The organism is Maribellus luteus, assembly GCF_003576475.1.
GTDB lineage: Bacteria > Bacteroidota > Bacteroidia > Bacteroidales > Prolixibacteraceae > Draconibacterium > Draconibacterium luteum.
Genome location: NZ_QWGR01000001.1, coordinates 343,173 through 356,581, shown reverse-complemented (window position 1 = coordinate 356,581; position 13,409 = coordinate 343,173). Strand labels below are relative to the sequence as shown.

Sequence of the window (13,409 nt, the reverse complement as noted above, 5' to 3'; positions counted from 1 at the left end):
TTTCAGAGAATGATCAACCAAGTAATTTGTAAGCGAGAGGAAATAATAGTACCGACTTATGGCTTGGGGAAACCTGAGATTAACCCGATGTTTTTTGAAAAACGGGTTTACCAGGGATCTTCAGGCAAAGTATATCCGGTTCCGTTTATCGATAAAGTTTTCGATCAGAAAAAGGATAAAAAATACGATTCGGTAAGGCTTGAAAACGATTTTGTGCGCCTGGTAATGTTGCCCGAAATAGGCGGACGTATTTTTGAAGCACAGGACAAAGCCAACAACAACTACGATTTCTTTTACAAACAACACGTGATAAAACCGGCTTTGGTGGGGCTTGCCGGCCCCTGGATTAGCGGCGGCGTTGAGTTTAACTGGCCCCAGCACCACCGTCCGGGAACCTACCTGCCAACTTCAGTACACATCGAAGAGGAAGCAGATGGCGCACGCACCGTATGGATGTCGGAATACGATCCCATGAACCGTTTGAAAGGTATGCACGGCATACGGCTCCGTCCCGACAGTTCATTGATTGAGCTGCGCGGAAGATTGTACAACCCGACACCCGTAACCCACACGTTTCTTTGGTGGGCGAATGTAGCCGTTCGGGTGCACGATGATTACCAAAGCTTTTTTCCGCCCGATGTAGATTATGTGGCCGACCACGCTGTACGTGCGATGAGCAGTTTCCCGCTGGCAGAAAACGATTATTACGGAGTTCCTTACCACCGGCGCCCCGGAAAAAACGATTTGCGTCGTTACCAGGACATTCCGGTGCCAACCAGCTACATGGTTTGCGACACGCGTTATGATTTTTTCGGAGGTTACGATTTTAAAGCCGATGGTGGTTTTGTGCATGTGGCCAACCGACACATTGCCCCCGGCAAAAAGCAGTGGACCTGGGGTAACGAGGCTTTTGGCAAAGCCTGGGACCGCGAACTGACCGATGAAGACGGCCCTTATTTTGAACTGATGGCAGGCGTTTATACCGACAATCAACCCGACTTCACCTACCTCCTGCCCTACGAAACCAAAACATTCTCGCAGTTCTGGTGGAGCTACAAAAACCTGGGGCCGGTTCAGAATGCCAATAAAGATATGGCCGTGCGTTTGCAAATCCGGCAAGGCAACAAACTGGATTTTGGAGTAGCTGCCAGCAAGCGTTTTGAGAACCTGCGCGTAGTGCTAAAAACCGGAAATGAAACAAGCATTTTTGAACACATCGAAATATCTCCCGAAAAAACATGGAAAGGCCCGGATATTTCAATAACGGCCGGACAGGAAAACATGCTTTCGGTGAGCGTGGAAACCGCCGAAGGACAGGAACTGATTTCGTACCATCACCGGGAAACAAGGGCTGCCAGAAGCCGAAACCTGGCTTTTGAACCCAAACAGGCAAATGAAATTACCAGTGTTAACGAACTGGAGCTTATCGGAGAACACCTTGAACTGTACCGTCATCCTACCCGGAAAGCGGAAACCTACCACGAGGAAGCGATCCAACGCGATCCGGACAGTTACCGGTCGCACATTGCGCTGGGGCGCTCGGCTTGCAAAATCGGGAAGTTTGCTAAAGCAGAGGATCATCTGAAAAAGGCCATAAAAATCATCACCCGCTATCATCCGAACCCGGCAACCGGCGAAGCACATTATTACTGCGGACTTGCCTGTGTGAAGCAGGAAAAAACGGAAGAAGCTTACGCGTTCTTCTACAAATCAACCTGGAATTACGAGTGGCGCTCGGCCGCCTATTACCAGCTGGCATTGCTGGATTGCCGGAAATCGGACTTTGAAACCGCGCAGGAACACATCGAAGCTTCGCTTGACACCAACCGGCAAAACAACAAAGCACTGGTTTTAAAAGCCATCCTGCAACGAAAAGCCGGGCAACCACAGGAAGCCGCCGCAACACTCGATGAACTAAGAAAAAAAGATGCGCTCGACCAATGGGCCAACTACGAACAATCGGTATTGACTGGAAACTTCCAATCTTTTCTGAGCTCCGGCGGCAACGATGCACAGGTGATCATCGACACGGCTTTTGATTACGCCGATGCCGGGTTTTATGCAGAGGCCATCAGCCTGATTAAATGGCATCACCAAAACGCAGTAACAGAATATGCAGTTCCCACCCCGATGAATGTATCGCCGTCCACGTATTTTATGCAGGCCTGGCTATACAGCAAAGCCGGTGAGCATTCAAAGTCAACCGAACTTTTAAACAAGACAGAAAATCTTTCGTACGATTATTTCTTTCCATCAAGAATAAATGAACAACTGGTTTTGGAATGGGCGCTGGAAAAAACTGGGAATAATCCGCTTGCGGCTTATGGTTTGGGAAATTATTACTACAACCTGAAACGCCATGCCGATGCCATTGAAACCTGGAAAAAAGCGGCCAACAACGGCTGCAGCTATGCCACCCTGTACCGCAACCTCGGCATTGCCTGTTGGAATTATTCTTCCGAAGGGGAAAAAGCTGCACATTGGTACCGGAAAGCCATTGAGCTTTCGCCCGGAGACATGCGCATCCAATACGAATACGACCAGCTCAGAAAAAAACAAAACGACGATCCGCTTACACGTTTGGCAGACTTGGAACCTTTCCGGGAAAAAATAACTTCCCGCGACGATTTTAGTGTGGAACTGGCTGCCTTGTACAATTTTACCGGACAGCACAAAAAAGCGCTTCGGCTTCTTGAAAGTCACAACTTTCACCCCTGGGAAGGCGGCGAAGGACAGGTGCTGAAACAATACACGTACAGTTGCTTAGCCCTCGGGCAGGAAGCCCTTCAAAACAAGCAGGCAGACCAGGCACTTGACTGGTTTCAGCGCGCCATCAACACCCCCGACAACCTGGGAGAAAAATACCACCCCTTACAGGCTGTTGCCCATATAAATTACTGGTTGGGCAAAGCGTACAAAACATTGGAAAACGACGGGCTTGCCAGCAAGCACTTTGAGGCAAGTGCCAGCGAAGAGGGCGACTTTATCAATATGGAGGTAAGCGCTTTCTCGGAGCTCACGTATTACAGCGCCCTTTCGTTAAGAGAACTGGGCCGGGAAACCGAAGCCTGTGAATTGTTGCAAAAGATGAAATTATACGCCGAACAGAAACTGCAGGAAGAAGTAAAGATCGACTATTTTGCTACCTCACTGCCGCTGCTGTTGGTTTTTGACGACGACCTGCAAAAACGCAGCAGTTGGGAAAACAAATACCTTATGGCACTGGCAGAAAAAGGCCTGGGAAACATTTCTGAATCAAAACGGATTGCTTCGGAAGTGGTACAATTGAACACCATGCACACCGGCGCCCGTGAATTGGTAAAAGAGATGTAAGAATTTAAGAAGAAGGGTGTTTGCGTGATTTGGAGAGATCTCGAATCAAACAACAAAACCATCATGATTTTGGGGAATCACCAACAAAAATGAAAGTTAAGATGGATACTTCTATTCGGGATTTGTTTTTTTATGCAGAATATCCAATGTAGAATTCGCAATATTCAATTTTCCGGATTTTGTTGGATGTTTTACATTCAAAATTGAGAATTGGATATTTTTAAAAATTGACTTTCAGAAAAAAAGCAGAATACTTCCGTTATAAATATGGAAATATTCTGCTTTCTGTCAATTGCCTATTTTAATTCCAGCGCCTCCACTTTCGGATTAGATGCGCCAATAATTGCTTTGTAAGCATCCAGCATCTCCTGCAATTTTTCAGGGTTTTCTGTTGCCTGATTATTCTGCTGTCCCAGGTCGTCGCTTAAATTGTAGAGTTGAAATTCAGGCAAATTTCCTGTTTCAATGTTCACCGACGAAATAACAGCCGGACCGTTGTAAGGAGGGATCATCAACCAGTTGCCTTCACGATAGGCGGTACGCGAAGTTGCTTCCAAAACCAGCGAACTGCGCCCCTCTTTGCTGGTTCCCATCAGCACATCCAGCAATTCTTCGCTGTCGGTGTTATCAACAGTAGTTCCGGCCAATCTGGCCAGCGATGCCAGCAAGTCCATCTGACAAACCAGCGCATCCGATGTTCCGGGTTCGATTTTTCCTTTCCAATAGGTGATGAAAGGAACGCGTGTTCCGGCTTCAAACAAACTGTATTTTCCACCTCTGAGTGGCCCGGCGGGTGTATGATCTCCGTTCCGTTCAACGGCATCGTCGTAATACCCGTCGTTTAGTACCGGCCCGTTGTCGCTCGAGAATACAATCAACGTATTTTCCAGAATTCCTTCTTCTTCGAGTGTTTTTATGAACTCACCAATACACCAGTCGGCTTCCACAATAACATCGCCGCGCGGCCCCAGATCGGTTTTACCTACAAATCTTGGGTGCGGCGTACGCGGAACATGCGGCTGCTGCAAAGCATAATACAAAAAGAAAGGCTCATTTTTATGTTGCTTTACATAGGCTTGTGCCTTGGCAAGAAAATGATCTGCCATATCCACATCGCTCCATTTGGCCTTTTCGCCACCTTTCATAAAACCAATGCGGGGTACACCGTTTACAATTGAGTTGTTATGCCCGTGCTCCCATCTCATCGTCAATAATTCCGGGTTGTCTTTTCCGGTTGGTTCTCCTTCAAAATTCTGGCTGTAACTCACCTCAATCGGATCATTCGGATCAAGTCCTTCCACCAGGCCATTTTCAAGATAAACCGTTGGCACCCGGTCTTGCGTGGCTGCCATAATATAGGAATAATCAAAACCGATTTCGTTGGGTCCGGGCGAAACGTGCTGGTTCCAATCCACATGGCCGCTTCCCAAACCAAGATGCCACTTACCCACAACACCTGTGTAATATCCCTGCTCTTTCAGCATTTTCGGAATGGTTTGCTGCGCGGTATCGATAATAAGCGGAGCTGTTCCGGGTAAAATTTTGGCATCCTTGTTTCGCCAGGGGTAAACACCCGTAAGCAAGGCATAACGACTGGGTGTACATGTAGAAGACGACGCATGTCCATCCGTAAAAAGTACTCCCTCGTTTGCCAGGCGGTCCATATTGGGCGTTTGAATTTGGGTAGCCCCGTAAGCCCCCACATCGCCGTAGCCCAAATCGTCGAGGTAAATAACAACAATGTTCGGCTTGGCGCTTGCAGCTTCTTCGGTTGCAACTTTTCCTGACTTCCCTGCACATCCACTGAAAACCAGCGCAATGGCAATGACTCCAAGAAAAAATAATGTAATCTTTTTCATATGATTTAGAATTGTTTGTTTTTAACGGTTCTTCAGCCGGCTGATATTCATCCTGGTTTCAGAAAGCCTCCAGCTGCACAGACATGGTCGTTTTATTTGTAGTATGCTAAAGTATTAAACAATCATCAATTGCCCTGAGATTTCCGGGTAAATATTGGATGAAATCGAGGTAAAACTAGAATCTTATTCTGGTTGCGACAACTGATACTCCTTATCGTACAGGTGCAATTGCCGGACACGCCACTGAGGGCCTTCCAAAAATACAGGGTGCGGCAACGATACATCCCAGTCGCCCAGTTTTTTCAGAAGCGATTTTGTAACATCCAAATGATCAAGAGCGACATCATTCTGTTCAGAAATATCTTTTGATAAATCGAAAAGCATGGGCAAACGATCGGGCAAACGCACCAGCTTCCAGTTTCCCTGCCGGATAGCGGCGCTAATGGTAAACCGCCAGTTGAAAAACTCATGCGGTTCCCCGGCCTTCTCGTTCAGCAGAAAAGGCACAAGATTAACTCCGTCGAATTTTACATCCGGGTTTTTCTCTCCACCTGCGAGTTCAAAAAAAGTAGCCGCCAAATCGAGCGAAATAACCGGGTTTTCGTAGCTTAAACCCGCAGGCAGTTTTCCCTTCCAAGTCATTACAAAAGGAACGTGAATTCCACCTTCCAGTAAAATCCCCTTTTGCCCGTTGAAAGGGGCATTAATGGACCCATTCGAATCGCAGGGACCGCCATTGTCACTCAGAAAAACCACCAGTGTATTTTCAGCGACTCCGTTCTCTTCCAGCGCCTGCATTATCCGTCCAACATTTACATCGAGCCGGTGAACCATGGCACAATAAGTACGGCGTTTTTTGTCAGCAATGTGTTGAAACAACTCCAGATCGGCCTCGGTAGCCTGCATAGGCGCATGCGGCGCATTAAACGAAGCATACAAAAAGAAAGGCTCCTCTTTATGCCGCCGAATAAAATCAACACATTCGTCCCCTTTATCATCGGTTATATAAGTGATCGGCTGAGGCGTTTTATAATTACATTCAATCGGACACTGGTAGCCTTTTCCATCCGGTTTTGATGAAAAGTAATCGTGTCCGCCACCTGTATAGCCCCATATTTCGTCGAATCCACGCTGGAGCGGATGAAATTTTGGCAATTCGCCCAAATGCCATTTCCCGATTAATCCGGTTGCGTAACCAAGCTTTTTCAAACGGGAGGCAATGGTGGTTTCGCTTAATGGCAGACCGTTGTATTCTTCGTCGAAGCCCGGTTGAACAGAGCTCAGGTTATTGTCGTGCCCAAAGGTTACCTGGTTTCTTCCGGTGAGCAAACCCGCCCGCGACGGACTGCAAACCGGTCCGGAAACATAACCGTTGGTAAAGTTTACGCCGTTTTCTGCCAGGCGGTCAATATGCGGTGTGGGTATTTGCTTGCTTCCGTTCAGACTTAAATCAGCAAAGCCCAGGTCGTCTGCCAAAATAATGATAAAGTTTGGCTTCTGGGCCTGCGCCCAAAGGCTGATACCTGAAAAACAAAGGCTAACCAGCAGTAACAGTATTTTTGATCTCATAATGATTGGTTTATTCGTTTAATCTCTGTATTCAAAATTATTGGGGACCAGGTTTAAACTGCCCAGAAAATCCATACAGGCAGCTTTTACATGGTAGTTTCGTTCCGGCATTTCATGTACCTTTTTTATCGTTTCGATAAAAGGAGCTTTGTTATCCGTGTACATCAAAAAGTTGATCGCCAGCAAGGCTACATCCATGTTTTCCGACTCACAATTTTTGATAAGAATATCCTCCGCCGTTTGATTTCCCCAAAACTGAAAAGCAATGGCTGCCGAGGCCAGCGAAACCAAAGGATACGCATCATTCATGCTTTCCGTTATCGGCTCCCGGAAATTATCAAGTACTTCCCGGGGCTGACTCCGCAATCCCATTACCGCCCAATATCTTACAACATCGTTTTTGTTTTGAAGCAATTTTACCTGCTCTTCGGCCATATCTTTTCCTCTTTTTCCTGAAAGAGAGGCCGCCTTGTATATTTCGGCAAACGGATATTTCTGCGCATCCAGCCTGAATTCGTACGGAGTTTCGCGTTCTGAAACCAGGCCAATTTCATACTCGGGCAAAAACATCACATCCCGGGCTTTCAGAACTTCCTCATCCAGCTGCTTTCTCATTTTTTCAAGCACTGATTTGTAGTCAGGATCATTTGCCAGATTTTTAGTTTCCCACAAATCATTTTCAATGTCAAACAAATATTCAGCGGGTCTTTCTTCAAAATAACTCCTTTGCAGCGGGTCGAGCAAATCAGCCCTGTAATCGCTTCGCATTTGCTGAACGATTTCAGAAATGTACATGTAACGGATGTATCTTCCCTGCGGAATAAACGGCAGGTAATTGCGCGAATACATGTACTTTCCATCGCTTATGCTGCGTACCATATCGATTCCGTTATCCGAGCGGTCGGCCGATAAAAGCAAATGACCGGCAGGCTGGGAACGCTTCTCTCCCATTAAAACCCGGCCTTTTAAATGCTCCGGCAACTCACCCCCGGCCAGGCTTACCAGTGTTGGAGCCAGGTCTTCAAAATCAATCAGTTCGTTGCTTACTGCACCTGCTGTTCCCCAGGGCGATAAATGCCGGTACATTTCGGGAAACCAGATAACAAAAGGCACGCGATAGCCGTAATCGATCCCGTTGGTTTTCCCGCGGGGCTCGCCTTCTCCATGATCGGCATAAAAAAAGATGATGGTGCTGTCGCGCAGGTTATCGGCACTAAGCCGGCCGAGCAACTCGCCTATCCGTTTATCGGTCAGCGAAATGGAATTGTACACACGTGCAAAATGTTTCCGCATTTCCGGGCTTTCGCGGTAAATGGGCGGCATCCGGAAATCGTCCTCCGCAATGCGCTCTTCCTCCAACAACTTCTCCCAAACATTTTTGACGTACCACTCGTAAGGCATGGTCATGGTGCGCGATTGGTGCGAATCTTCAAAATTGAAAACAGCAAAAAACGGCTGCCCGGGTTGGCGGTTCCACCAGCCGGCCTTCCCCGAACTTTCGTTCCACGCTTCCTGTGTAAAGGCTTTGGCGTTGGCTACGTTATAGTCGGTTTTTGCATTGTTGGTAACATAGTATCCCTGCTGCTGCATGTAAAAAGGAAAGCCCTTGATATATTCGGGGATGGGGTAATTGCTCCGGTGATTTCCGGTGCCCATTTTAAAAGTTCTTACCCCTGTGATAATTGTATTTCGGCTTGGAGAGCAAACCGTTCCGGTAGAAAATGCATTGGTAAAGCGGATGCCTTCTTCAGCCAGTTTATCGATCACCGGTGTTTTTGCGTTTTTATTTCCGTAACATCCAAAAAACTGAGGAGACGAATCTTCAATGGTAATCCACAAAATATTGGGTTTGCTTTGTGCTGTGCCAATCAATACGGCCAGCAGAAATGATAAAGTCCACAAAGTTTTCTTCATTCGTTCAGATTATTGGTTTAATTACACGCGAAAACTGCACGTAAAGATAAAAATTAGACCAGCAAAGAGGAGCAGTGTTTAATTCATTTTAGGAGTAATTTCCGTTCAAAAATGTGCATATGCAGCGTAAAATCAGAAATGGTAATTATTGCTTAATTCCTGCAAATGTTTGCAAACAAAACAATATCAAATATTTCTCGAGATTATCCTATTTTAAAATACATTACTCACCCTGATTGCGATCCGTCAATTGACGGACACAATCGTCCCTCTCTTCGCGAAGAGAGGGAATGAGGGAGAGTTCTTTCGATCTGAAAAATTCATTTTGTGGTATTATTTCGGATATGCATTTATTCATAGAAAAAATTGGATGAAAGACTACGAAGTTTCCTAAAAACCATTATTTGCTGAATTAAAACAAGTAGTTTTAAACGAAATTTCAATCAAGCTGATCAACTTAACTCAAATCTAAGCCAAAGGAATCATGTACAAATGGATCGTTTTTTCTCTTCTGCCCCTGCTTTTTGCCTGTTCTCAACCTGACAACAAAGACAAACAACAACCCAATGTTCTTTTTATTGCGGTCGACGATCTTCGGCCTGAGTTGGGATGCTACGGAGCCTCTTACATTCAATCTCCCAACATCGATAAACTGGCTGCTTCCGGGGCTTTGTTTATGAATCATTTTGTCCAGATTCCAACCTGCGGGGCATCGCGTTACAGTCTGCTAAGCGGTATGTTGCCCACAACAAAAAAACATTTGAGCAACGAGGCCGCCCGTACTTTTATTTCAGGAAAAGCGGAAACCGAACAGCCGGAGACTTTTATTCACCACCTGCGCAGGAATGGTTATTACACGGTTGGCGTTGGGAAAATAAGCCATTATGTGGATGGCTTGCTGTATGAATACGAAGATTCAGTTGGTACCGAATACGAATTGCCACACAGCTGGGATGAAATGCTATTCAACCCCGGAAAATGGGGAACCGGATGGAACGCCTTTTTTGCCTATGCCGACGGAAGCAACCGCCAAAGCCGGAAGCGGCAGGTAAAACCTTACGAGTGTGCCGATACCGGTGACAACGGTTATCCGGACGGCTTGACCGCAGAACTGGCCCTTCAAAAACTGGAGGAGTTGGCTCGCAAAGACCAGCCTTTCTTTTTGGGCGTAGGCTTTTTTAAACCGCACCTTCCGTTTAACGCCCCCAAAAAATACTGGGATTTGTACAACGAAGAAGAGCTTCCACTTTCTCCCAACCCCTTTATTCCGGAGAATGTAAACAAAGCCAGTTTACACACCAGCGGCGAGTTTAACGGCTATTTGCTGGGCGATGAACAGGCTACGCTCGATGGGCCAATATCAGATGCTTATGCCCGCAAACTGCGGCATGCGTATTTTGCCTGTGTGAGTTACACCGATGCCCAGGTTGGAAAATTACTCGACCAGCTGGATAAACTCGGACTTTCAGAAAACACGATTGTGGTTCTTTGGGGCGACCACGGCTGGCATTTGGGCGATCAGCTTGTATGGGGAAAACACACCATTTTTGAACGTGCGCTGAAAAGTGCCTTTGTTGTCCGTGCACCGGGAATGAAACCGGGTTCTGAAATTGAACAGGTGGTAAACTCGGTCGATATTTATCCTACCCTGATGGATTTGTGCGGCGTTGAAATGCCTTTCCCCACCGACGGCAAAAGTGTTGTTCCGCTTTTGAATGATCCGGAAACAGCATGGACCAATGTTTCCTACGGGTATTTTCGAAATGGGATCTCCCTGCGAACCGAACAGTACCGGCTGACCAAATACTTTCGGAATCAAATGCCGGACATCGAACTGTACGATCATAAAACAGACCCAAACGAAACCCAAAACATTGCAGGCACTCACCCGGAAATTGTTGAGCAGCTTCTGCCTCTTTTGGAAAAAGGAAATACCGGCTTATACGCTAACTAAGCGATTATCAACTTAGTTTACAGTTCCGGTCTCAGCTATCAGTTTTTGACGACATAAATATTCGCAAGCCTCAGCATTCCGGTGGCCGGATATTCGTGGCTTATGGGAATGTTCAACTTCAATTAAGCTAGTGTTCAACTTCGAATAAGCTTTGTGCACATTCAAATGAGCATTGTATAACTTCAACAGAACAATGTACAAGTTCATAAAGACATTGTACATCTTCAAATGAAGGTTGTTCACGTTCAAAAAACCAATGTACAAGTTCAAATGAGCATTGTAAAACTTCAACAGAACAATGTATAATTTCATTAAGACATTGTACATCTTCGAATGAAGGTTGTGCAGGTTCAATAAATGAATGTACAAATTCAAATAAGCATTGCATTCAACAGAACAAGGTCATCCTTTGAACTTTGAACACTGAACTCTGAACTCCGAACACTAAACTCTGAACTCTGAACACTAAACTCTGAACTCTAAACTCTAAACGCTTCTTCTCCGAAGTCTTTAGAAAAACAAATTCTTGTCGTGATCGGGAAAAAAGATTCCGGCATCGATCCGGATGCGGTCGAGGAACTTCATCAGGTCGCGGCTCATTTGCCAGCTCATTACCGGACTTTCGATTCGGTTTTGATCAAGGCACTTCATCACATGTTCGGCTTCGTACTGGTAACCAAATCCCTGCTTGTGTTCGTTGGGATACGTAGTAACTTCTCCCCCCTCTTTCCACACCGTAATGTGTGTGGGCGTAAACCACCGCGGCGTCAGCACCATGTGGCCTTTTTCGCAGAAATATTCGGTTTGCGTGGGCGAATATGACGAGAAACTCGACGTTAGGTTGGCCATGGCACCGTCGGCGTATTTACAAATTACGCTGATGCTTTCTTCGGAACCAGTCGGGCTGAAATCGGCAAACGTTTTGATCGTTTCGGGCAAGCCCAGCGAAGTAAGTGCCGCGAACACCGGGTAAATACCAATGTCGAGCAACGAACCGCCGCCCAGTTTTACGTTGTAGAGGCGCTTGTCTTCGAGATAAGGCGCGTTAAAGGCAAAGTCGGAACGAACGATTTTTAGTTTCCCCAGTTCCCCCGAGCGAAGAATTTCCATGGCTTTCTGGTAGCTGGGCTGAAACATCGTCCAGAAGGCTTCCATCAAAAAGGTATTGTTTTCGCGGGCGCAGGCCATCATTTCGTTTACTTCGTTTGAATTCATGGCCAGGGCTTTCTCACACAATACTGCTTTTTGGTGACTCAAACACAACAAGGCATGTTCGCGGTGATGCGAATGCGGCGTGGCAATGTAAACAACATCTACTTTCGGGTCGCTGACCAAAGCTTCGTAGCTTCCGTAAGCCACTTCAAATCCCAGTTCACCGGCAAATTCCTGTGCCCGGGATAAGTCGCGTGCGGCAGCCGCATAAAGCCGCGCATTGGGCAAAAGTTTAAGATCGCTGACAAATTTGCGGGCGATCTTTCCGCAGCCTAAAACGGCCCAATTATATGTTTTCCTTTGAGATGTCATAGTAAAAGCTTTTCCCGGGTGAAGGTAAAAGATTTTAGCGTGAGTTCTAAATCCAACGGAACAATCAATTTCATAAGATATCGCGCCGCATTTCGGGGTAAAAACTTTTTTGCTGACTGGCAGCCGTTTCCAATTTTATTGACCGGGTAAAACCAGCTCTGTTTGAAAATGCTAATTTTGCAAAGAGCATTTGACTCGCAACAGATTTCCTTGAAAATAAAATTCAGACAAATGAAGATACGTTTTATAATTCTGGCAGCTACATTGTTTTTAATGTCGGCCTGCAACCAGCCTACCGCCAAGTACATGGCCAACAGCGGAATGGTTTACGGCACCTATTACAGTATAAAATATGAAAGTCCCGACGGCTCCGATCTTCAGGAAGAAGTTGACAGGGAATTTCAGCGTTTAACAATGATCTTTTCGCATTACGAAAAAGAATCGACGATCTCGAAAGTTAACCGCAACGAAGAGGTTAAGCTGGAGCCTGAATTTGTTACCTGCTTTAACCGGGCGCAGGAGATTGCCGAAATAACCAACGGTGCTTTTGATATTACTGCCGCCCCGCTTATCAGCGCCTGGGGATTTGGCCCCGAGAACCGCCAAAAAATGACACAGACGGTAGTGGATTCGCTAAAAGCGTTTACCGGCTACCGGAAAATAAAAATTGTTGACGGGAAAGTGGAGAAAGAGATTCCGGAAATTCAGCTAAATATGAGCGCCATTGCCAAAGGCTACACCTGTGACCTGATTGGCGATTTTCTGGCTAAGAAAGGCTGTGAGAACTTTATGGTTGACATAGGTGGCGAGGTGGTTGCCAAAGGAAACAACGACAAAGGGCGCACCTGGACCATTGGCATTCGCGAACCGGTGGAAAATCCATTCAGCAACGATCTGAATGCCGCCATCCGTTTACCCGACCATGCATTGGCCACCTCGGGAAACTACCTGAACTTTTACGAAGAAGACGGGAAAAAATATGCGCACACCATCGATCCTTCTTCGGGTTATCCGGTGCAGCATAGCCTACTTAGTTCCACTGTTTTGGCCAACGATTGCATGACAGCCGATGCTTTTGCCACGGCTTTTATGGTTTTGGGAAAGGATGCGGGAATTGAAGTAGCCCGAAAAGTTCCGGGGCTGGAAATCTATTTTATTTATGCCGACGATCAGGGCAACAACCAGGTTTACATGTCGGAAGGTTTTTCACAGTACGTAGCCCGGTAAAACCAAGCCGAAAATAGTGACACAAAAAA

Annotated in this window: 7 protein-coding genes; 3 read left to right on the top strand and 4 right to left on the bottom strand. The window is 46.4% G+C overall.

Annotation, left to right across the window (positions count from 1 at the left end):
• Positions 1–9: 9 nt before the first annotated feature.
• Positions 10–3,333 carry a DUF5107 domain-containing protein gene (locus D1614_RS01285; protein WP_119436068.1) on the top strand — a complete coding sequence of 1,108 codons (3,324 nt, stop codon included), beginning with the start codon at positions 10–12 and terminating at the stop codon, positions 3,331–3,333.
• A gap of 296 nt (positions 3,334–3,629) precedes the next feature.
• Here the strand turns inward: D1614_RS01285 and D1614_RS01280 are convergent, their stop codons facing one another.
• The 3 genes from D1614_RS01280 to D1614_RS01270 form a co-directional block, all read right to left on the bottom strand.
• Positions 3,630–5,192, bottom strand: coding sequence for a sulfatase family protein (locus D1614_RS01280; protein WP_119436067.1), 1,563 nt, complete (start codon positions 5,190–5,192; stop codon positions 3,630–3,632).
• Between the two features lie 183 nt (positions 5,193–5,375).
• A complete protein-coding gene (locus D1614_RS01275) occupies positions 5,376–6,761 on the bottom strand; it encodes a sulfatase (protein WP_119436066.1) in 1,386 nt (461 codons plus the stop codon).
• An 18-nt stretch (positions 6,762–6,779) separates the two neighbouring features.
• A complete protein-coding gene (locus tag D1614_RS01270; RefSeq protein ID WP_119436065.1) occupies positions 6,780–8,675 on the bottom strand; it encodes a sulfatase family protein in 1,896 nt (631 codons plus the stop codon).
• Between the two features lie 484 nt (positions 8,676–9,159).
• Between D1614_RS01270 and D1614_RS01265 the strand changes: the two genes are divergently transcribed.
• Positions 9,160–10,629, top strand: coding sequence for a sulfatase (locus D1614_RS01265; protein WP_119436064.1), 1,470 nt, complete (start codon positions 9,160–9,162; stop codon positions 10,627–10,629).
• Positions 10,630–11,139: 510 nt separating this feature from the next.
• Here the strand turns inward: D1614_RS01265 and D1614_RS01255 are convergent.
• Positions 11,140–12,153 carry a Gfo/Idh/MocA family protein gene (locus D1614_RS01255; protein ID WP_119436062.1) on the bottom strand — a complete coding sequence of 338 codons (1,014 nt, stop codon included), beginning with the start codon at positions 12,151–12,153 and terminating at the stop codon, positions 11,140–11,142.
• Between the two features lie 231 nt (positions 12,154–12,384).
• Between D1614_RS01255 and D1614_RS01250 the strand changes: the two genes are divergently transcribed.
• Entirely contained in the window at positions 12,385–13,380 is a 996-nt protein-coding gene (locus tag D1614_RS01250; protein ID WP_206609888.1) for an FAD:protein FMN transferase, read from the top strand.
• The last annotated feature ends 29 nt before the right edge of the window (positions 13,381–13,409 follow it).